Origin of the sequence: Azospirillum melinis, assembly GCF_013340935.1 — a bacterium.
GTDB lineage: Bacteria > Pseudomonadota > Alphaproteobacteria > Azospirillales > Azospirillaceae > Azospirillum > Azospirillum melinis.
In genome coordinates, this window is sequence record NZ_WHOS01000004.1 from 40,025 (window position 1) to 61,206 (window position 21,182).

The window sequence follows — 21,182 nt, forward strand, 5'->3', positions numbered from 1 at the left end:
GTTCTTATCACCCTCTCCCGTCCCGGGAGAGGGAGGGACCCGCCGAAGGCGGGAGGGTGAGGGGTGATCCGGACATGGATTCATATCCTTGCACTACCCCTCACCCTTCCCAAGCTTTGCTTGGGCCCCTTCCCTCTCCCGGGGCGGGAGAGGGAGTCCCGTTACGCCGACACCAGTTCTTCCAGCGACCGCTCGATGATGTCCAGTCCTTCATCGACCAGGGCATCGGAGGCGGTCAGCGGGACCAGCACGCGGATCACGTTGCCGTAGGTGCCGCAGGACAGCAGGATCAGGCCCTTTTCCGCCGCCTTGGCGACCAGCGCCTTGGTCAGGTCGGCGGCCGGCTCCTTGGTCTCGCGGTCGGTGACCAGTTCCATGGCGACCATGGCGCCCAGGTTGCGGACGTCGCCGATGACCGACAGGCTGTTGCGCTGGGCCATGGTGCGGAAGCGGCCGGCGATGCGCTCGCCCAGCTGCTCGCTGCGCTCGACCAGCTTCTCTTCCTCGATGACGTTGATGACGGCCAGCGCCGCGGTGGTCGCCAGCGGGCTGCCGGCATAGGTGCCGCCGAGGCCGCCCGGAACCGGGGCGTCCATCAGTTCCGCTTTGCCGGTCAGCGCCGACAGCGGGAAGCCGCCGGCCAGGCTCTTCGCCATGGTGACGAGGTCCGGCTCGATCCCGGCATGCTCGACGGCGAACATCTTGCCGGTGCGGGCGAAGCCGGTCTGGATCTCGTCGACGATCATGACGATGCCGTGCTTGTCGCAGACCGCGCGCAGCGACTGGAGGAAGGACGGGCTGGCGATGTTAAATCCGCCCTCGCCCTGCACCGGCTCGATGATGATCGCGGCGACGCGGGCCGGATCGACGTCGGACTTGAACAGGGTGTCCAGCGCCTTCAGGCTCTCCGCCTCGCTGATGCCGCGATAGGCGTTGGGGAACGGCACGTGGAAGATCTCGGCCGGGAACGGGCCGAAGCCGACCTTGTAGGGCACGACCTTGCCGGTCAGGCCCATGGTCAGCAGCGTCCGGCCGTGGAAGCCGCCGGAGAAGGCGACCACGCCCGGACGGCCGGTGGCGGCGCGGGCGACCTTGACGGCGTTCTCGACCGCCTCGGCGCCGGTGGTGAAGAAGGCGGTCTTCTTCGGGGTCGGGCCAGGGACCAGCGCGTTCAGCTTTTCCGCCAGCTCGACGAAGCTGTCATAGGGCGTGACCATCGCGCAGGTGTGGGTGAAACGCTCCAGCTGCGCCTTCACCGCCTCCATCACCTTCGGGTGGCGGTGGCCGGTGTTCAGCACGGCGATGCCGCCGGCGAAGTCGATGAAACGCTTGCCCTCGATGTCCCACATCTCGGCATTCTCAGCACGGTCGATGTAGAAGGGCATGCCGGCGGAGATGCCACGGGAGACGGCGGCCTCGCGACGGGCGACGAAGGACTGGTTGGTGGTCATGTTCACTTTCCTTTGTCTTTTCCCTTGGGGGTCAGGCGCCGAGGCCGACGCAGAGATATTTGACTTCCATGAAATCATCGAGGCCGTACTTGGAGCCTTCGCGGCCGATGCCGGACTCCTTGACGCCGCCGAAGGGAGCCACCTCGGTCGAGATGATGCCCTCGTTGATGCCGACGATGCCGTATTCCAGCTTTTCCGCCACGCGCCAGACGCGGCCGATGTCGCGGCTGTAGAAATAGGCGGCAAGCCCGAACTCGGTGTCGTTCGCCATGCGGATGGCGTCCTCTTCCGTCTCGAACTTGAACAGCGGGGCGACCGGGCCGAAGATCTCCTCGCGGGCAACGCGCATCTCGGTGGTGATGCCGGTCAGGATGGTCGGCTCGAAGAAGGTGCCGCCCAGCGCGTGGCGCTTGCCGCCGAGAGCGACGGTGGCGCCCTTCTCCAGCGCGTCGCCCATCAGCTCTTCCACCTTGGCGATGGCGTCGGCGTTGATCAGCGGACCCTGGGTGACGCCGGGCTCGGTGCCGTCGCCGACCTTCAACGCCTTGACCGCCTCGGCCAGCTTGGCGGCGAAAGCGTCATAGACGCCGGCCTGGACCAGCAGGCGGTTGGCGCAGACGCAGGTCTGGCCGGCATTGCGGTACTTCGACGCCATGGCGCCCTTGACCGCCTCGTCCAGGTCGGCGTCGTCGAAGACGATGAAGGGGGCATTGCCGCCCAGCTCCAGCGACACCTTCTTGACCGTGCTGGCGGCCTGCCGCATCAGCAGCTTGCCGACTTCGGTCGAGCCGGTGAAGCTGACCTTGCGGACGATGGGGCTGTGGGTCAGCTCGTTGCCGATGGCGGCCGGCTCGCTGCCCATGACGATGTTGAAGACGCCGGCCGGGAAGCCGGCGCGCTCGGCCAGTTCGGCCAGCGCCAGCGCCGACAGCGGGGTGTCCTCGGCCGGCTTGACCACCACGGTGCAGCCGGCGGCCAGCGCCGGAGCCACCTTGCGGGTGATCATGGCGTTCGGGAAGTTCCACGGCGTGATCGCCGCGACGACGCCGATGGCCTCCTTCAGCACGACGATGCGCTTGTTGGCGGCGAAGCTCGGGATCACGTCGCCATAGGCGCGCTTGCCCTCCTCCGCGAACCACTCGATGAAGGACGCGCCATAGACGACCTCGCCGCGCGATTCGGTCAGCGGCTTGCCCTGCTCGGCGGTCATCAGCTGGGCCAGATCCTCCTGCGCCGCGAGGATCAGCTCGTACCAGCGGCGCATGATGGCCGCGCGCTCCTTGGCGGTCTTGGCCTTCCACGCCGGCAGGGCGGCGTTGGCGGCGTCGATCGCCGCGCGCGTCTCGGCCGCGCCCATGTCGGACACTTCGGCGATGACGGCGCCGGTGGCGGGGTTGGTGACCGGGAAGCTCTTCCCGGAGTCGGCCGCGCGCCACGCACCGTTCACGTAGCCCTTGGTTCGGAGAAGGCCCTGGTCGTTCAGCGACAGCATGTTCGATCCGCCCTGGATGAAGGATTATGGAACCGGCCGGCCGCGCCCGGCGAAAACTTCCTTGGCATTCAAGGATTTCCTGCGCGGGGGCCTGGACCTTGGACAGAAGCCTACCATGTTTAATAAATTAAACAACCCCTGTTTAGCTGTTCATATTCTGATGACGGGGTTGCGCGAATGGGCTATTGCCTAGAGTGGGTGAGGAGCAGGAGTCCGGTGATGGAATTCGATGTCGGCGCCAGGTTGAAGCAGATCCGCGAGCAGCATGGGCTGTCGCAGCGGGCGCTCGCCCAGCGGGCCGGAGTGACCAACGGCACGATCTCGCTGATCGAGCAGAATCGCAGCAGCCCGTCCGTGTCGTCGCTGCGCAAGGTGCTTCAGGGCATCCCGATGACCTTGGCCGAATTCTTCTCCTCCGATGACCTGCCGCCGCCCGAGCAGATCTTCTTCAAGGGCGACGAGCTGATCGAACTGGCCGGCGAGCTGAAGGGCACCGTCGGCCAGGTTTCCTTCCGGCAGGTCGGCGACCTGCGCAGCCGCAACCTGCAAATCCTCCATGAACGCTACGCCCCCGGCGCCGACACCGGCCGCACCATGCTGCAACACGAGTCCGAAGAGGGCGGCATCGTCATCAAGGGCCAGATCGAGCTGACGGTGGGTGACCGCAAACAGCTTCTCGGCCCCGGCGACGCCTATTTCTTCGACAGCCGCGTGCCGCACCGGTTCCGCAACGTCGGCGACATCGAGTGCGAGCTGATCAGCGCCTGCACCCCGCCCTATCTGTGAGCGGAATCGGGGAGGAGCACACTCCCCTCCCCGTCGGCCACTCCCCTACTCCGCGTTCCCCTTCAGCCGCTCGTTGCGCCGGCGCAGGATTTCCAGCGTCGACAGCATGCAGACCGAGATCACCGTCAGCACCACCGCCACCGCGGTGATGGTGGGGCTGATGTTCTCGCGGATGCCGCTGAACATCTCACGCGGCAGCGTGCGCTGCTCCGGCCCGGCGAGGAACAGCACCGTCACCACCTCGTCGAAGCTGGTGGCGAAGGCGAACAGGGCACCCGACGCCAGACCCGGCAGGATCAGCGGCAGGATCACCTTGCGGAAGGTCAGCAGCGGCGGCGCGCCGAGCGAGGCGGCGGCCTTCGCCAAGGTCATGTCGAAGCTCTGCAGGGTCGCCGACACGGTGATGACGACGAAGGGGGTCGCCAGCGCGGTGTGGACCAGGATCAGGCCGAGATAGTTGCCGGTCAGCCCCAGCGGCGCGAAGAAGAAATAGACGCCGACCGCGGTGATGACGACCGGGACCACCATCGGCGACAGCACGATGGCCAGCACCAGCGGCTTCCACTTGCTCTTCCACTGGGCCAGCCCCAGCGAGGCCAGCGTCCCCAGCGCCATCGACAGCATGGACGACGCCACGCCGATGATGACGCTGTTCTTCAGCGCGTTCATCCAGCGGGCCGAGCCGAGGAAATCCTCGTACCAGCGCAGCGACAGGCCGGGCAGCGGATAGGTCAGGTAGGTGCTGGAGCTGAAGGAGAGCGGCACGATCGCCAGGATCGGCGCCATCAGGAAGATGAACACCAGCGTGGAGGCGACGACCGTCGCCATCCAGGCGAAACGCTGGCTGGCGGTCTGGGGGGAATGGTTCGCGCTCAATTCTTCAGACCTCCCGTCGTCTGGCGGCCGAGCGCCAGCTTGCCGTAGACCACCGCCAGCACCAGCGTGGAGAGCAGCAGAACCGCACCCAGCGCCGAGGCGAGGCCCCAGTTGACCGTTTCCGTGGTGTAGAAGGCGATGAAGGACGAAATCATCTGGTCGGCGGCCCCGCCGACGAGCGCCGGCGTGATGTAGTAGCCGATGGCCAGGATGAAGACGAGCAGGCAGCCGGCGCCGATGCCCGGAATGGTCTGCGGCAGATAGATGCGCAGGAAGGCGGTCGCCGGCGGCGCGCCCAGCGAGGCGGCGGCCCGCATGTAGGCCGGCGAGATGCCGCGCATGACGCTGTAGAGCGGCAGGATCATGAAGGGCAGCAGCACATGGGTCATCGCCATGTAGACGCCGAAGCGGTTGTAGATCAGCCGCATCGGCTCGTCGATCACGCCCAGCCATTGCAGCGAGCCGTTGACGATGCCCTCGCTCTGCAGGATCACGATCCAGGCGCAGGTGCGCACCAGGAGCGAGGTCCAGAAGGGCAGCAGCACGAAGATCATCAGCAGGTTCGACCGGCCGGTCGGCAGGTTCGCCAGCAGATAGGCGACCGGGAATCCCAGGATCAGGCAGAGCGCCGTGACCCCGAAGCCGATGGTGAAGGTGCGGATGAAGACGTCGCGGTAGATCGCCTGATCCGGCGGGGCGGCCACGATGGCGCCGTCGGCGTTGCGGGTCAGGTCGACCGCGGCCAGCAGGTAATAGCTGGTGACCGGGCCGCTGGCGCTCTTGATCGCCGTCCAGCTCTCGCGCTCGCCCCAGGCGGGCGAGAGGCCGATCATCGTCTCCTTCGCGGTGCCGGGAGCGGGCTGCTCCTTCAGCTTGCGCGCGGTGGAGAGCAGCGTCGTCCGGTAGCCGTTGACGATGTAGTTCAACCGCTTGGCCGCGACGGCCAGCGTTCCGGCCTCGCGCGCGGTGCGCATGTCGGCGGCGAGTGCGGCGAAGGCGGCCTCGTCGGGCAGGCCCTGGCCGTTCCAATGCTCCAGCGCCGCGACGGTCTGCGGCATCACCTGCGGCACCTCCCAGTCGTCCGCGGACTTCCAGATCATGCCGGCGAGCGGCACGACGAAGGTGAACAGCAGGAAGGCCAGCAGCGGCAGCACCAGACCCAGCGCACGGAACTGCCGGGCCCGCTCGGCCCGTTTCAATCGACGCTTCAACGGCACGTCGGCGCCGGCAACGAATGCGGCTGTCATCGGCATTGTCCTGTTGGAAAGACGCAGGTGCATAAAGCCCCGAAATCCGGGACCATCCCCTCTCCCCCCCGGGGAGAGGGGATGGGTGAGGGGGACGCATGGCGTCCGGTCACCGAAGGGCGGGAAATGGTCCGCCAAAAAACTTAAGTGGGGGAGGCGCTTATCGGCCCGATGCGTGCCGCTGTGCATCCCCCTCACCCCGACCCTCTCCCCGGGGGGGAGAGGGAGAGGAAGTGCTCTTTCGTAAAGCTAACGCTTACTTGGCCGCCCACTTGTTGAAGCGCTCGGTCAGGCGGTCGATGTTCTCCAGCCAGAAATCGGTGTTGATCTCGATCGCGTTCTTCATGTTGTCCGGCGCGGTCGGCAGGTCGGTCAGGACCGCCTTCTGCAGCAGCGACGGGGCCTTCTTGTTCGACGTGCCGTAGGCGATGCCTTCGGACAGCTTGGCCTGGTTCTCCGGCTTGCCGACGAAGCTCAGGAACTTGTAGGCGGCATCGACGTTCGGGCTGCCCTTCAGGATGACCCAGCTGTCGACGGTGTAGAGCGCGCCGTTCCACACCATGCCGAAGTTCTTCTTCTCGTTCTTGTTGGCGGCGTCGATGCGGCCGTTATAGACCGAGGTCATCGCCACTTCGCCCGAAGCCAGCAGCTGCGGCGGCTGGGCGCCGGCCTTCCACCAGACGATGTCGTTCTTGATGGTGTCGAGCTTCTTGAAGGCGCGGTCGATGCCGGCCTCGGTGCCCAGAACCTTGTAGACGTCGGCAGGCGCCACGCCGTCGGCCATCAGCGCGATCTCAAGCGTGGTCTTGGCGCCCTGGCGCAGGCCGCGCTTGCCCGGATACTTCTTGGTGTCGAAGAAATCGGCCCAGCTCTTCGGCGCGTCCTTCAGCTTGTCCTTGTCGTAGCCCAGGACGAAGTCATAGACGATGGCGCCGACGCCGCAGGCGTTGACCGTCGACGGCAGATAGGCATCCTCGCCGCCGATCTTGGAGAAGTTCATCTTCTCGTACAGACCCTCGTCGCAGCCGAGCGCCAGTTCCTCGCTCTCGACCTGGACCACGTCCCAGGTCGAGGCGCCGCCCTGGACCTTGGCGCGCAGGACACCGACGCCGCCGTCCCAGGACTCGTCGTTCATCGCCGTGCCGCTGGCCTTGAACGGCTCGAAATACACCTTCTTCTGGACGTCCTGATAGGCGCCGCCCCACGACACGACGGTGAGGTCGCGGGCGCTGGCCGCCGATGACAGGGCCGTGAGGGCGGTGAAGGTCGCAGCGAAACCGAGAGCCACCTTAATCTTCGACATGATCCCCGTCCTTATTCGTCGTGGTTGTTGTTGCTGGAAGGCACCCTGGTGCTGAGGAACCACGTCCTCAGACCGGATCGAGCGCCCGGCAGTCCTCCGGGCGGAAAGCGATATAGACGTCCTGGCCCGGCGCCAGGCCGGCGTAGGAGCCGGCTGGCAGCTTGACCATGAATTCCGGGTTGGCCGGGGTGCTCAGCACCGCCAGCGTGTGGTCGCCGAGATAGATCAGGTCGGTCAGCGTCGCCGGCAGCCGGTTCATCGTGCTGTCGCCGCTGTCGCCGGTCTCGATGGCCACGCGTTCCGGGCGGAGCGACAGCGAGGTGCGGTTGCCGGCGCCGCCGATGTTCACCGCCTGCGCCACCACCGAACCGCCGGCATCCAGCGCGACCCGCGCCCAGCCCTGTTCGATATTTTCGACAACGCCGCTCAGAACATTGTTCTCGCCGATGAAGTTGGCGACGAAGCTGTTCACCGGCCGCTCGTACAGCGCGTCCGGCCGGTCGATCTGCTGGACGATGCCGTCGTTGAAGACCGCGATGCGGTCGGACATCGTCAGCGCCTCGCCCTGATCGTGGGTAACGTAGACGACGGTCAGGCCCATCGTCTCGTGCAGCCGCTTGATCTCCAGCTGCATATGCTCGCGCAGGCGCTTGTCCAGCGCGCCCAGCGGCTCATCCATCAGCACCAGGGCCGGGTTGAAGACCAGGGCGCGGGCGAGCGCCACGCGCTGCTGCTGGCCGCCCGACAGCTGGCCGGGACGGCGGCCGGCGAGGTTGCCGAGCTTGATCATGTCGAGCGCGGCGGCCACCCGCTCCTTGGTTTCCGCCTTGGAAACGCCGCGGACCGACAGCGGGAAGGCGACGTTTTCCTCGATGGTCAGGTGGGGGAACAGGGCGTAGTTCTGGAAGACCATGCCGATGTCGCGCTTGTGCGGCGGCACGTTCTTGATCGGCCGGTCGCCGATGAAGATGTCGCCATGGGTCGGCACTTCGAACCCGGCCAGCATCATCAGCGTGGTGGTCTTGCCCGACCCCGACGGCCCCAGCAGCGTCAGGAATTCGCCCTTGCGAATGTCGAGATCGAGGCTTTTCACCACGAGATGCTCGCCATCGTAGGTCTTCTGCACCCCGGTGAAGCGCACCAGGGTATCTGTCGTCGCGATCATCCCGCCGTCCATCCGTCCGCTCCCGTCACAGGCGACCTGCGGCCGGGTACGCCACCCCGGCCCGGTCCGTCTTTCTGGCCCTGACGGTAACACGCGTTTAAGAAAATAGACAAGAGGAATGACTATGTCTTGATCAATTCAACAGTTTGCCGATTTTTTGTGCAAATGCGAAGGCGATGCCCACACTTAGACCGTCAGTGTGCTCCATCCGCGTGCGATTGAGAAGACCGATGATCGAGATAGCGGACATACGGCGGCATGAAAATCAGTGTTTGCCGCGAAGGGAGGGGCGAATCGCCGCAGGCGACCCGCCCCAACCCCACTTATCTCTGCTGCGCCGCCTGGCTGTAGACGAAGCTGTCGAAGCCGTTCTCGGCGACGCGGAACCACAGGCGCTCCTGCTCCAGGAACGGCTTCCAGCCGTCATAGACCTTCTTGAAGCGGGGATTGCTGGCGGCCAGCTTGTCGTAGAATTCGAACGCCGCCTTCTCGCAGGCCTGCATCATGTCGCGCGGGAAGGGACGCAACACGGCGCCGGCACCGACCAGACGCTTCAGCGCCGCGGCGTTCAGCGTGTCGTACTTGGCGATCATCCAGCTGTTGGCCTCCCAGCAGGCCTGCTCCAGGATGGTCTGGTAGGATTTCGGCAGCTGTTCCCAGGCCTGCATGTTGAACATCAGCGGGATCTGGGCGGAACCCTCCCACCAGCCGGGGTAGTAGTAGTATTTGGCGACCTTCTGGAAGCCGAGCTTCTCGTCGTCATAGGGGCCGACGAACTCCGCCGCGTCGATGGTGCCGCGTTCCAGCGCCGGATAGATGTCGCCGCCGCCGAGCTGCTGGGGCACGAGGCCGAAGGGCGTCAGGATCTGGCCGACCAGACCGCCGATGCGCATCTTCAGGCCCTTCAGATCCTCCAGGCTCTTGATCTCCTTGCGGAACCAGCCGCCCATCTGGGCGCCGGTGTTGCCGGCGGGGATGTGGTGGATGTTGTAGTCCTTGAACACCTCCCGCATCAGTTCCAGCCCGCCGCCATGCATCATCCAGGCGATGTGCTGGCGGGTGTTCAGGCCGAAGGGCATGGCGGTGTCGAAGCAGAAGGTCGGGTCCTTGCCGACATAGAAATAGGCCGCCGACTGGCCGCACTCGACCGTGCCGTTCTGCACGGCGTCCAGCACCTGCAACGCCGGCACGATCTCGCCGGCCGCGAAGGTGCGGATCTGGAACTTGCCGTCGGTGGCGTCGGACACGCGCTTGGCGATGAATTCGGCCGCGCCATAGATGGTGTCGAGGCTCTTGGGATAGCTCGACGCCATGCGCCACTTGATCTCGGGCTGGGAGGACTGCGCGATGGCCGGAGCCGCGACGGTCCCGGCGGTCCCGGCGGCGGCAAGGCCGACACCGGCGCTGGTGAGAAACGCACGCCGTTTCATGATGAGGACTCTTCCCGATCTTATGGTTCGTTGGGCCGACATGATAGCGCAACCAACCGTCCGGGGAATCCCCCTTCGACAAGGGCAACAGCGCGGCGAGGAAGATTCTTGCGGCGGAAACGAAAAATCCAGCCTCATCGGGCTGGATTTTCGGCGACGCAGCATTATTTGTTGTTTCTAGCGCCTTTCAGGCGTTTCCTCCCTAAACTCGGGCCGCGGCTGTATAGCTAGCGGCCTTTTCCTTTTTACGCAATATGCTGAAAGTCAGCTTTGCGAACTTTTTTGATCGCCATGCGCTCGAAACGGGTCGACGGCGCGACCGGACACGCCCGCAGATTGCACAGTAAAGTCATGGTTCCGCTTGACCCTTTATAAAGGGCTGGGATGATAGAGCGTCTTCACAGACCGTTCCTTATCCGGCCTGGGCCGAGATCGCCCGAAAGGATCATGCCACGATGACGGCCATTGGACAGCCGAGCGGCAGCACTGCCGGACAGCACATCATGCCCGCCCGCAAGCCGGGCCGGGCCATCGGCTTGCGGGCGACCGTTGCGGTCACCGTGGCTTTGCTCCTGCTCGGCTCGACGCTGGTTAAGGGGCTGGTGGTCGGCAACGGTGCTGCGGACGCGCTGGCGAAGGAGGTCGGCAACTCGATGACCGGGCTGGCGCAGTCGCTGGCGCGGCAGCTCGATTCCACGATGTGGGCGCGCGCCAACCAGATCGCCGCGCTGTCGCGGATCGAAGCGCTGAAGGACCCGGCGGTGGCACAATCCACCATCGACGAGCTGAAGCGTCGCGACCCGACCATCGCCTGGATCGGCATGACCGACGTGAAGGGAAAGGTGGTCGCCGCATCCAACGGGTTGCTGATGGGGGCCGACATCTCCAGCCGTCCGGTCCATCAGGAAGGCATGAAGGGCCTGTTCGTCGGCGATGTCCACGAGGCGGTGGCGCTGCGTGGCAAGGTGCCCTACCTGGAAGGCGAGACCCCGAAATTCGTCGATGTGTCCGCCCCGCTGCAAAAGGCCGACGGCAGCACGGTGGGTGTGCTGGCGACCCATTACAGCTGGGAATGGGCGCATGCCCTGATCCGGCAGCTGGTCGAACCGCTCTCCGACCACAAGGGGCTGACGCTCTACATCCTGTCGGCCGACGGAACCGTGCTGATCGGCCCCGATTCGGCCGTCGGGAAGCCCCTGCCGGTGGCGACGCTGAACTCCAGGCTGCGCGATGGCTGGCGCAGCGAGGTCTGGCCCGACGGCATCACCTATGTGACCGGCGTCGCACACGGCAAGGGGCTGCACGACTATGCCGGGCTGGGCTGGACCGTTGTCGCCAGCCAGCCGGCCGACATCGTCTATGCCGAGACCGACCGCCTGCGGGCGATGATCATCGGGGTGGGCGTGCTGCTGGCCCTGCTGTTCAGCGGGATCGGCTGGATCGCCGCCGGCCGCATCGCCCGCCCGCTGGGCGGCATCGCCGATGCCGCCGAACAGATCGGCAAGGGCGAGCGCGGGGTCGCGATCCCCGACGTCGGCGGTGCGGCGGAAATCCGCCGGCTTTCGGCTGCGCTGCGCGAGATGATCGACAGCCTGACCAACAAGGACGCCGCGCTGATGCGGCTGGAGGACATCGCCTACGAGGACCGGCTGACGGCGCTGCCGAACCGGCGCTATTTCGAGCAGTATGTCGAGGCCTCCACCGGCACGGGCGGCGGCTCGGCGACGGTGATGTACATCGATCTCGACGGCTTCAAGCCGGTGAACGACCGGCTGGGCCACGATGCCGGCGATGTCGTGCTGCGCCAGATCGGCGGCCGGCTGGCCAGCATCTTCCGCGACGACGACGTGGTCGCCCGGCTGGGCGGCGACGAGTTCGCCGCCGTGCTTCCCCGCCGCGCCGGCCGCGCCGCCCCGGACACCGGGGAATTGGCCGCCCGGATCATCGCCGCCGTCAACGAACCGGTGTCGTTCAACGGCGAGCGGATCAGGGTCGGCTGTTCCATCGGCATCGCCTCCTGGCCAGAGGACGACCGCGACATGGCGACGGTGATGCGCCACGCCGACGCCGCGCTTTACAAGGCGAAGCGTGACGGGCGCAACCGCGCGGTGCGCTGGATGCGGTCGGCGATGGCGGCGGAGGGCTAGGGAGCCGGCATCCGCTACAGCCCCCGCACCATCCCGTTCATGAAGCCCAGCTTCTCGATCACCGCGGGCGACAGGATGAAGGGGTAGAGGTCCGGCTGGCCCATGCTGCGGTTCAGGCTGTTCACCGCATAGGTCAGAGGCAGCCAGGGTTCGATCAGATCCTCGATCCGCCGGGCCTTGTGCGGGTTGAAGTCGACCTCCGCCTCCAGTTCGGCCCCCTCGGTGATGCGCGGCCGGATCTTCAGGCCGAAGGCTCGGGCGGTCTCCAGCGTGTCGACGATGTGCAGATAGTGCGCCCAGGTTTCCGCGAAATCCTCCCAAGGGTGGGCGGTGGCGTAGGTGCTGACGAAGTTCGCCTGCCAGTCGGCCGGCGCGCCGTTGGCGTAATGGCGCTTCAGCGCTTCGCCGTAATCCTCCCGCTCGTCGCCGAACAGAGCGCGGAAGCGCTCCAGCAGGGCCGGGTCGTCGCGCACCAGACGGTCCCAGATGTAATGGCCGATCTCGTGCCGGAAATGGCCGAGCAGCGTGCGGTAGGGCTCACCCATGTCGGTGCGGCGCTTCTCGCGCTCGGCATCGTCGGCCTCGGCGACATTGATGGTGATCAGGCCGTTGGCATGGCCGGTCAGCACCGGCGTCACCGTACCGTCGGGGGCCACCGTGTCGGTCAGGAAATCGAAGGCCAGCCCCTCCTCCGGATTCTCGATCCGGGTCTGCAAGGGCAGCTTCAGGTTGGTCAGGGTGTAGAACAGATGATGCTTGGCCAGCTCCAGCTTGCGCCAGCGCGTCAGGTTGTCGGTGTCGGACAGGTCGGGAATGATGTGGTTGTGCCGGCAGGCGGCGCAGTGGGTGTCGGCCGAATCGGCCGGCAGCATCCAGTTGCAGGCGTCCAGCTCGGCGTTCGCACAGAATTTGTAGAGCGGTTCGGTGGTGGCGAGCGCGCTCCACACCCCGTCATGGTCGGTCGGGTCGATGGCCGACAGGGTTCCCACATCCGGCAGATAGCCGAGCCGGTATCCGCAGCGCTCGCACAGCGTGTTCTCGAAATAGAGAGGTTGGTGGCAGTTCTGGCATTCGTAAAGTTTCATGGCGGGCGATCCGGGGTCCGGGAGGCCCCCTCTCCCTTGGAGGAGAGGGGGGAAACAAGGCGATGGGTCAGCTGGACTTCTTCGCAGGGGCTTCGCCCGTCACCGCTGCGGGCTCCGCAGCCGCTTCGGCCTCGGCCGGCTCCTTCGTCTCCTCAGCCTCGACGGTCTCTACCGGGGTCTCCACCGGCTTCTCCGCCTCCGTGCTCTCCTCGGCGAAGGACAGAGTCGGGCTCTCGGCGACGTTGCGCAGGGCGCGGGCGGCGCGGCGGAGCGCGAAGGAGGTCTTGCCGTCCGGCTCCAGCGCCAGCAGCAGCAGCGAGCGGCCGGTCACCATATAGCCCTCGCCGGTGTTGACGCGCGGCACCTCGTCCGGGTCGGGCAGGTTGGTGTCGAGCAGGCAACGCCAGACGCTGCCGCCGGTCACCTCCGGCAGGGTGAACTCCACCACGTCATGGTGGGAGTTGATGACCAGCAGCAGGGTGGCGTCCATCGCCGGGCGCTTGATGCCGCTGGCCTGGGCGCGGCCGTCCAGCAGCATGCCGAGGCAGCGGGCGTTGCCGTCGTGCCAATGGCCCTCCTCCATCTCGTCGCCGGCGGGGGTCAACCAGGTGACGTCCTTGACGTCGAACTCGGCGTTGTATTCGCCCGACAGGAACCGGCCGCGGCGCAGCATGGGGAAGGACTGGCGGATGGCGATGACGCGGCGGACGAACTCGATCAGCGACTGGCCGTCCTCGTCGATGTCGTCCCAGTTCAGCCAGGCCGTCTCGTTGTCCTGGCAATAGGCGTTGTTGTTGCCATGCTGGGTGTTGCCGAACTCGTCGCCGGCCAGCAGCATCGGCGAGCCCTGGGACAGCAGCAGCGTCGCCAGCAGGTTGCGCTTCTGGCGCTCACGGAGCGACTTGATCTCCGGATCGTCGGTCGGCCCCTCCGCCCCATGGTTCCAGGACAGATTGTGGGAGTGGCCGTCGTTGTTGCCCTCGCCGTTCGCCTCGTTGTGCTTGTCGTTGTAGGAGACGAGGTCGTTCAGCGTGTAGCCGTCATGGGCGGTGATGAAGTTCACGCTGGCCCAGGGCTTGCGGCCGCGCTTGTTGAAGACGTCGCCCGAGCCGCAGAGCCGCGGCGCCACCTCCGGCAGCTTGCCCTCGTCGCCCTTCCAGAAGGCGCGGACGGTGTCGCGGAACTTGTCGTTCCACTCCGCCCAGCCCGGCGGGAAGTTGCCGACCTGATAGCCGCCGGGGCCACAGTCCCACGGCTCGGCGATCAGCTTGACACTGTTGAGGATCGGGTCCTGGAGGCAGCTGTCGAGGAAGCCGCCGCCCTCGTCGAAGCCATAGGGCTCCCGACCGAGGATGGTGGCGAGGTCGAAGCGGAAACCGTCGACATGCATCTCCGTCGCCCAGTAGCGGAGGCTGTCGGTCACCATCTGCAGCACGCGCGGATGGCTGAGATTGACGGTGTTGCCAGTCCCCGTCTCGTTGATGTAGTAGCGCTTCTGGTCCGGGAGCAGGCGGTAGTAGGAGGCGTTGTCGATGCCCTTGAAGGACAGGGTCGGACCGCGCTCGTTGCCCTCGGCCGTGTGGTTGTAGACGACGTCGAGGATCACCTCCAGCCCGGCATTGTGGAGATGGGCGACCATCTCCTTGAATTCCTTGATCGTATTGCCCGACGCGGCATAGCGCGGCTCCGGCGCGAAGAAGCCGATGGAGTTGTAGCCCCAATAGTTGGCCAGCCCCTTGTCGACCAGATGCTGGTCCTGGACGAAGGCATGAACCGGCAGCAGCTCCACCGAGGTGACGCCGAGCGACTTGATGTAGTCGACGACCTCCTTCACCGCCATGCCGCCATAGGTGCCGCGCAGGCTGTCGGGCACCGCCGGATGCAGCTTGGTGAAGCCCTTCACATGGGTTTCGTAGAAGATGGTGCGGTCCCAGGCGGTGCCGGGCTTCAGGTCGCGGCCCCAGGTGAAGGCGGGGTCGATCACCTTGCACTTGGGCATGAATGGCGCGCTGTCGCGCTCGTCGAAGGTCAGGTCGTCGCCCGACTCCATGACATAGCCGAAATGGGCCGGGTTCCAGCGGATCTCGCCGACCAGCTCCTTGGCGTAGGGGTCCAGCAGCAGCTTGTTCGCGTTGAAGCGGTGACCGTTCTCAGGCTCGTAGGGGCCATGCACGCGGTAGCCGTAGAGCAGGCCGGGGCGGGCGTCGGGCAGATAGCCGTGCCAGATCTCGTTGGTGAATTCGGGAAGCTCGATGCGCTCAAGCTCCTCCTCGCCGCTTTCATCGAACAGACACAGTTCAACCTTGGTGGCGTTTGCCGAAAACAAGGCGAAGTTGACGCCAAGCCCGTCCCATGTCGCGCCCAGCGGAAAGGGCAATCCTTCACCGAGCCGCGTTGCCTGTTTCAGGATATTTGCCATGGTCGCCCGTTTCTCCGCCTGGATCGAAAGTCATTGTCCGGTCCTCTTGGACAGTGAGGAGCACGAACCGAGCCTTCAACCCGGCCGATGGGCGCTTGTTCCTCCCGCCTCAGTCATCTCTTCGGGATAGAACGGATTCCGTGCCCGGCGGCAGAGTGCGGCGCAGCAAGGCCGCCAGATCGCGCAGGCCGCGGTCGCGCGGATCGCTGGTCCGCCAGACCAGACCGATGACGCGGCCGGGCGGCCGCACCCCTGCGGATGCCCCATCGAAAGGACGGTAATCGACCAGCCCGCCGACGGTGGCGGTCCGGCCCTCCTCCCCCCTGGTCGCCAGCAACGGCATCAGGGTGCAGCCCGCCCCGGCAGCCACCATATGGCGCAGGGTTTCCAGCCCGGTCGCATGCACACCGCCCCCCCGCGCGCTGAGGCCGCAGGCGGCCAGCGCCTGATCGCGCAGGCAATGCCCCTCCTCCAGCAGCAGCAGCTCCGCCGGATCGAGATCGCCCAGCGACAGGTGGGGAGCGCCGCACAGGCGATGGCCGGCAGGGTGGGCGAGCAGGAAGGGTTCGAAGAACAGCGCTTCGGCGGTCAGCCCGTCGCTGTCCATCGGCAGGGCCAGCAGAACGGCGTCGAGCCGGCCGTCGCGCAGCTCGTCCAGCAGGCTGTCGGTGCGGCCCTCCGACAGAATCAGGGTCAGGTCGGGCCATGAGGTGCGCAACAGCGGCAGGATATGCGGGAACAGGTAGGGGCCGAGCGTGTGGATCGCGGCCAGCCGCAGCCGTCCGCTCAGCGCCCCGTCCGACCCGTCGGCCAGCGCCAGCAGGCGCCGCGCCTCCTCCAGCACGACGCGGGCCTGCGCCACGATGGCCTCGCCGCGCGGAGTCAGCAGGACCTTGCGGCTGGTCCGCTCGAACAGGGAAAGGCCGAGCAGTTCCTCCAGCTTGCGGATTTGGGCGCTCAGCGACGGCTGGCTGACGGCGCAGCGTTCGGCGGCACGGCCGAAATGGCGCAGCTCGGCGACGGCGACGACATATTCCAGGTCACGCAGGGATAGGCCGGCGATATTCATAGAGACATTCATAGACGGCGCCTATTGGTGCATTTCCTTCTATGTCTTGGATATATCGTTCAAGACACCGGATAACCAGGGGCGAGACAATGACGCCGCTTCAGGCGACACCGCCCCAACGAGGATGATCCGGATGAGCACCCTGACCACCAGCTTCGGCCAGCCCGTTCCCGACAACCAGAATTCGCTGAGCGCCGGGCCGCGCGGTCCGCTGCTGCTCCAGGATTTCCACCTGATCGAGAAGCTGGCCCACTTCAACCGCGAACGCATTCCGGAGCGGGTGGTGCATGCCAAGGGTGCCGGCGCCTATGGCACCTTCCGCGTTACCCGCGACGTGACGGCGTGGACCAAGGCCGCCTTCCTGTCCGGCGTGGGCAAGGAGACGGATGTCTTCCTGCGCTTCTCGACGGTCGGTGGCGAGAAGGGGTCCGCCGATGCCGCCCGCGACCCGCGCGGCTTCGCGGTGAAGTTCTATACGGAAGAGGGCAACTACGATCTGGTCGGCAACAACACGCCGGTCTTCTTCCTGCGCGATCCGCTGAAGTTCCCGGACTTCATCCACACCCAGAAGCGCAACCCGGCCACCAACCTGAAGGACCCCACCGCCATGTGGGACTTCTTCTCGCTGTCGCCGGAGACGATGCACCAGCTGACCATCCTGTTCAGCGACCGCGGCACCCCGCGCGGCTATCGCCACATGGACGGCTTCGGCAGCCACACCTTCTCCTGGATCAATGCGGCCAACGAGCGCTTCTGGGTCAAGTACCACTTCAAGACCCGCCAGGGCATCCAGAACCTGACCGCCGAACAGGCGGAAACCATGAGCGGCATCGACCCCGACCACGCCACCCGCGATCTGTATGCCGCCATCGAGGACGGCGACTTCCCGGCCTGGACCGTCTCGGTGCAGATCATGCCGGAGGTCGAGGCCGACGGCTACCGCATCAACCCGTTCGACCTGACCAAGGTCTGGCCGCATGCCGATTACCCGCTGGTCGAGATCGGCGAGCTGGTGCTGAACCGCAATCCGGAGAATTTCTTCGCCGAGACCGAGCAGTCGGCCTTCAGCCCGGCCAGCGTGGTGCCCGGCATCTCCTTCAGCCCGGACAAGATGCTGCAGGGCCGGCTGTTCGCCTATGCCGACGCCCACCGCTACCGGCTGGGCGGCAACTACGCCCAGATCCCGGTGAACAAGCCGCAGGGCTGCCCGGTGCACAATTACCAGCGCGACGGCGCCATGCGCACCGACGGCAACGGCGGCGGCCGGCCGAACTACGAGCCGAACAGCTTCGGCGGCCCGACCCAGACCGGCGTGGCGAGCGAGCCGCCGCTGCGCATCAGCGGCGACGCCGCGCACTACGACCACCGCGAGGGCAATGACGACTACGCCCAGGCAGGCGCCCTCTTCCGCCTGATCGGTGGGCAAGCGCAGGACCGCCTGATGGACAACATCGCCGGCAGCCTGCGCAACGCCCCGCTGAACATCCAGCAGCGCCAGCTGATGCATTTCCTGGCCGCCGACCCGGCCTATGGCGAGGGCGTGGCGAAGCGGCTGGGCCTGACCGTGGCGCAGGCCGCGGAGTGATGTGAACGCTCCGGCCCTTCCGCGGCACCCGCGGAGGGGCCGGCCTCGAGATGCCGCGCCTGCCCCCGCGGGCGCCGGCATGGTTGCCGGCATCCAGCCGCGCAGTTCCCCGACTGACTTGAAGCCCTCTTCCCGGCGACGGGAAGGGGGCTTTTCTTCGTCAGACCATCCTCCCTCCCCCACCCAAACGGTGTGGCCCCCGCTTGGGGGCAGACAAAGCGGCGGTCGGCGTCCTAAAGTCCGCCTTCGGTGCGACAGCTTCGATGACGGAATGGGACGGGACCGCGACACCGACAGACCCAATGGGGAGCAATCCGGCGGGGAACGATCCACCAGCGCCTTGACCGGCAAGGGGCTGGACACCCTGCTGGCGGCGGCGGAGACGCTGCCGCATGCGCCGGAGGATGCGTGGCGGCTCGACCTGCTGCGGGTGGCGCTGCGCATCGCCCGCTCCACCGAGGATCTCACCGACCTGGAACGCGCCAACCTCGCCTTCAAGGCGCTGCCGCGCCGGCTGCGCAACCCGCTGGTCGACCGTGCCGCCATGCTGGCCCGGCGCGAGGCGGAGCGCGCCCAGATGACCGAGGAGCCGGAGGACGCGCCGAAGCCCGGCGGTCTGCTGGGCGGGCTGTTCGGGCGCGGCGGCGGCCGGCCGAGCCGGAAGACCGCCAAGGAGCGGCTGATGCGCGAACTGGCAACCCGCCGCGATCCGGACGACGACCGGGAGAGCTGAGGGCCGGGAGAGCTGAAAGCCGCGAAAGCCGATGGCCCGAAAATCCGGCGACGGAAATCCCGCCATAGGCCGCACCGGACGGCAGATGCCCGGACGGCCGCTTGCGCGTCCGAAGGACTAGACAGCCCCCTCCCCCTCCGCGCTCTCCGGCCGCGTCGAAGGTCACAGCTGGGACGGTTTACGGCGGGCCGGGAATGTGCAAATGTCCGTACCTCCAAATCGGGCTTATCCAAAAGATTGAACTGAACGATGACCGGGGGTTCCGTGCGTCGCCTGAAGCCGTTGCTGACCTGCGCCGCCCTGACCGCCCTGCTGAGCGCCTGCGCCAGCGGGGGCGGTTCACATCGCGTTGCCTCTCCGGAGGAAGTCGATGCCCATGTCGCAGAGGCATCCAAGCGGTTCGACATGCCGGAGCTGTGGATCCGCGAGGTGATCCGCCAGGAGAGCGGCGGGCGCACAACCGTCAACGGCAAACCGATCGTCAGCAAGGCCGGCGCCATGGGCCTGATGCAGGTGATGCCCGCGACCTATGACGAGATGCGGCGCAAGCACAATCTGGGCTCCGACCCCTTCGATCCGCATGACAACATCATCGCCGGCACCGCCTACCTGCGCGAGATGTACAATCTGTTCGGCGCACCGGGCTTCCTCGGCGCCTACAACTGCGGTCCCGGCTGCTACGGCGACTATCTGGCCGGCAAGCGCACCCTGCCGGGCGAGACCAAGCGCTACATCGCGTCGGTCGGGCCGCGGCTGAACCGCACCCCGGCTCCCAACGGCGCCGACATCGTGCTGGTCAGCGCGCCGCCATCCACCTCGTCCGATTCGCCGCCGGATTACGGCTCGCCCTACGCGCGGCCGTCCTCCTCCTATTCGGCCCCCGTCAATCCGGCGCCGTCCTACACGCCGCCCGCCAGCAGCCGGCCGGCAGCCAGCCGCCCGCCCATCGCGGTGGCGGCCCTGCCCTCCCCCGCTCCGGCCCCGGCACCGGCGGTGCGCGTGGTGGCACCCGACACCTCCACCCCCGACGCTCCGGCACCGCGGCCGGTGGCGACGATGGCGGGGGCCGCGACGGCCGGCGGCGGGGTGTGGACGGTGCAACTCGGCGCCTTCCGCTCGCCCGACGACAGCCAGCGCGTGATCGACCGCGCCCGCAGCTCGGTGCCGGTGCTGTCGCGCTCGCAGAGGATCGTGCAGGCGGTGGATACCCAGACCGGGCCGCTCTACCGCGCCCGCCTGTCAGGCCTGTCGCAGCAGGACGCGGCCAACGCCTGCAGCGGGCTGGTCAACCAGGGCATGGCCTGCTTCGTGGTGGCGCCGGGGGCCTGACCGGCCCCCGACCCCCACCCCTCGGCCCTATTGCCGCTCAGCCTTCGCTGACGCGGCGGCAGCGGCGCTTGATCAGGGCCAGCGCCTCGTCCGCACGGTCGCCGCTCAGGTCAAACGACCGTTCGTCCAGCAGCACGCCGTCGGAGTTGTAGGCGCGCAGATGCAAGCCGTCCGGCCCCTCGCTCACCGTCACGTCGAGGACGCCGTCGCCGGTCTCGTTGCCGGCGATATCGAGGAAGTCGTTGACCTCGTCGAAGCTGGCATCCACGTCGTCCGGCCAGACGCCTTCGGCGGTAAAGTCCAGCAGGTCGTTCAGCCCGCCGACCGGCTCGCAGCGCTTGACCCGCGGGTCGGCGGCGCCGACCGCCTCGGCGAAGGCGGCCATCGACTGGCGGATGCGCTCCTGCTCGATGGGGTCGATCTCCATCTCCTGGCCCTCGCCGGCGAAGCCGAGGTTGAGCGGGTCGGGCATCGCCTCGCCCTCCTGCTCGGCATCCTCCTCGATCACCAGACCGACCACGCCGACGAGGCGGATGCCGGCGTCGTCGGGGGCGGCGACCAGATCCTGTTCGCGCACGAAGGCCTCTGCCGCCTCCGTCGAGTCGATCAGGCGGCGCAGCAGGGTGCGGCGGTCGGCGGCCTCAAGGTAGGACAGCGGTTCCGGATCCAGCCACAGCGGCAGCAGGCGCATGTCGGACGCCTTCTCCAGCAGCCCGGCCGAATCCAGCGCGCGTTCGATGGTATCGACCGACGGCGGCTCGTCCAGCCGGCCATCGACCTCCAGCGCCAGCCAGAACAGGGTCGACAGGGTCGGGTCGCCCTGCTCGTCGGTGCTCTGCGCCGTTTCCGAGAAGGCCTCGACCTCGTCCATGAAGTCGTAGCTCTCCTCCTCGCGCAGCTTGCCCACCGCGGCCTCGATCACGCCCTGGCGGTTGCCGTCCAGCACCTCGTCGAGCAGGGCGCCGAAGCGTTCGTCGTTGTTGCGCCACAGCCGGACCAGCCGGTCGGCCGGCGTCCCGCTGAACTGGCCGCCCTTGCCGTTGACTCCGTCCTTTTTCGCCATGA

At 67.0% G+C, this 21,182-nt stretch carries 16 protein-coding genes; 5 read left to right on the forward strand and 11 right to left on the reverse strand.

Annotation, left to right across the window (positions count from 1 at the left end; genetic code table 11):
• Positions 1–161: 161 nt before the first annotated feature.
• Both gabT and GBZ48_RS04920 read right to left on the reverse strand, forming a co-directional pair.
• Positions 162–1,451, reverse strand: a complete 1,290-nt coding sequence (gene gabT, locus GBZ48_RS04915; RefSeq protein ID WP_174470006.1) for a 4-aminobutyrate--2-oxoglutarate transaminase — start codon at positions 1,449–1,451, stop codon at positions 162–164.
• A 31-nt stretch (positions 1,452–1,482) separates the two neighbouring features.
• The gene (locus tag GBZ48_RS04920; RefSeq protein WP_174470007.1) at positions 1,483–2,943 is read right to left on the reverse strand and encodes an NAD-dependent succinate-semialdehyde dehydrogenase; all 1,461 of its coding nucleotides are present in this window, start codon (positions 2,941–2,943) and stop codon (positions 1,483–1,485) included.
• Between the two features lie 219 nt (positions 2,944–3,162).
• Here GBZ48_RS04920 and GBZ48_RS04925 point away from each other — a divergent pair, with 219 nt between their 5' ends.
• On the forward strand, positions 3,163–3,729 hold the full coding sequence (locus GBZ48_RS04925) for a cupin domain-containing protein (RefSeq protein WP_174470008.1): 567 nt from the start codon (positions 3,163–3,165) through the stop codon (positions 3,727–3,729).
• A 45-nt stretch (positions 3,730–3,774) separates the two neighbouring features.
• Here GBZ48_RS04925 and GBZ48_RS04930 read toward each other — a convergent pair whose 3' ends face one another.
• From GBZ48_RS04930 to GBZ48_RS04950, 5 genes are all read right to left on the reverse strand, one after another.
• Complete coding sequence (locus GBZ48_RS04930; protein WP_174470009.1) at positions 3,775–4,605, reverse strand: ABC transporter permease; 831 nt, start codon at positions 4,603–4,605, stop codon at positions 3,775–3,777.
• A complete protein-coding gene (locus GBZ48_RS04935; protein WP_174470010.1) occupies positions 4,602–5,852 on the reverse strand; it encodes an ABC transporter permease in 1,251 nt (416 codons plus the stop codon). Before GBZ48_RS04935 ends, GBZ48_RS04930 begins: the two co-directional genes overlap by 4 nt.
• Positions 5,853–6,108: 256 nt before the next feature.
• Entirely contained in the window at positions 6,109–7,155 is a 1,047-nt protein-coding gene (locus tag GBZ48_RS04940) for an ABC transporter substrate-binding protein (RefSeq protein ID WP_174470011.1), read from the reverse strand.
• Positions 7,156–7,222: 67 nt separating this feature from the next.
• The gene (locus GBZ48_RS04945) at positions 7,223–8,332 is read right to left on the reverse strand and encodes an ABC transporter ATP-binding protein (protein WP_174470012.1); all 1,110 of its coding nucleotides are present in this window, start codon (positions 8,330–8,332) and stop codon (positions 7,223–7,225) included.
• A 311-nt stretch (positions 8,333–8,643) separates the two neighbouring features.
• The gene (locus tag GBZ48_RS04950; protein ID WP_174470013.1) at positions 8,644–9,750 is read right to left on the reverse strand and encodes a TRAP transporter substrate-binding protein; all 1,107 of its coding nucleotides are present in this window, start codon (positions 9,748–9,750) and stop codon (positions 8,644–8,646) included.
• A 455-nt stretch (positions 9,751–10,205) separates the two neighbouring features.
• Between GBZ48_RS04950 and GBZ48_RS04955 the strand changes: the two genes are divergently transcribed.
• A complete protein-coding gene (locus GBZ48_RS04955) occupies positions 10,206–11,897 on the forward strand; it encodes a sensor domain-containing diguanylate cyclase (protein ID WP_174470014.1) in 1,692 nt (563 codons plus the stop codon).
• 14 nt (positions 11,898–11,911) lie between these two features.
• On the opposite strand, the gene GBZ48_RS04960 is transcribed toward GBZ48_RS04955, so the two are convergent.
• The 3 genes from GBZ48_RS04960 to GBZ48_RS04970 all read right to left on the reverse strand — a co-directional run bounded on the left by GBZ48_RS04960 (position 11,912) and on the right by GBZ48_RS04970 (position 16,470).
• Complete coding sequence (locus tag GBZ48_RS04960; RefSeq protein WP_174470015.1) at positions 11,912–12,982, reverse strand: zinc-binding metallopeptidase family protein; 1,071 nt, start codon at positions 12,980–12,982, stop codon at positions 11,912–11,914.
• 67 nt (positions 12,983–13,049) lie between these two features.
• Positions 13,050–15,401: a glycogen debranching protein GlgX gene (glgX, locus tag GBZ48_RS04965; protein WP_174470016.1), complete on the reverse strand. Its 2,352-nt coding sequence runs from the start codon at positions 15,399–15,401 to the stop codon at positions 13,050–13,052.
• Positions 15,402–15,510: 109 nt separating this feature from the next.
• Positions 15,511–16,470, reverse strand: a complete 960-nt coding sequence (locus GBZ48_RS04970) for a LysR substrate-binding domain-containing protein (RefSeq protein WP_174470017.1) — start codon at positions 16,468–16,470, stop codon at positions 15,511–15,513.
• Between the two features lie 133 nt (positions 16,471–16,603).
• On the opposite strand from GBZ48_RS04970, the gene GBZ48_RS04975 reads away from it, so the two are divergent.
• The 3 genes from GBZ48_RS04975 (at position 16,604) to GBZ48_RS04985 (ending at position 20,117) form a co-directional block, all read left to right on the forward strand.
• Complete coding sequence (locus GBZ48_RS04975) at positions 16,604–18,055, forward strand: catalase (RefSeq protein WP_174470018.1); 1,452 nt, start codon at positions 16,604–16,606, stop codon at positions 18,053–18,055.
• Positions 18,056–18,326: 271 nt separating this feature from the next.
• Positions 18,327–18,788, forward strand: a complete 462-nt coding sequence (locus GBZ48_RS04980) for a hypothetical protein (RefSeq protein WP_174470019.1) — start codon at positions 18,327–18,329, stop codon at positions 18,786–18,788.
• 249 nt (positions 18,789–19,037) lie between these two features.
• Positions 19,038–20,117, forward strand: a complete 1,080-nt coding sequence (locus tag GBZ48_RS04985) for a transglycosylase SLT domain-containing protein (RefSeq protein WP_174470020.1) — start codon at positions 19,038–19,040, stop codon at positions 20,115–20,117.
• A 37-nt stretch (positions 20,118–20,154) separates the two neighbouring features.
• Here GBZ48_RS04985 and GBZ48_RS04990 read toward each other — a convergent pair whose 3' ends face one another.
• Entirely contained in the window at positions 20,155–21,180 is a 1,026-nt protein-coding gene (locus GBZ48_RS04990) for a hypothetical protein (protein WP_174470021.1), read from the reverse strand.
• Positions 21,181–21,182 lie beyond the last annotated feature (2 nt).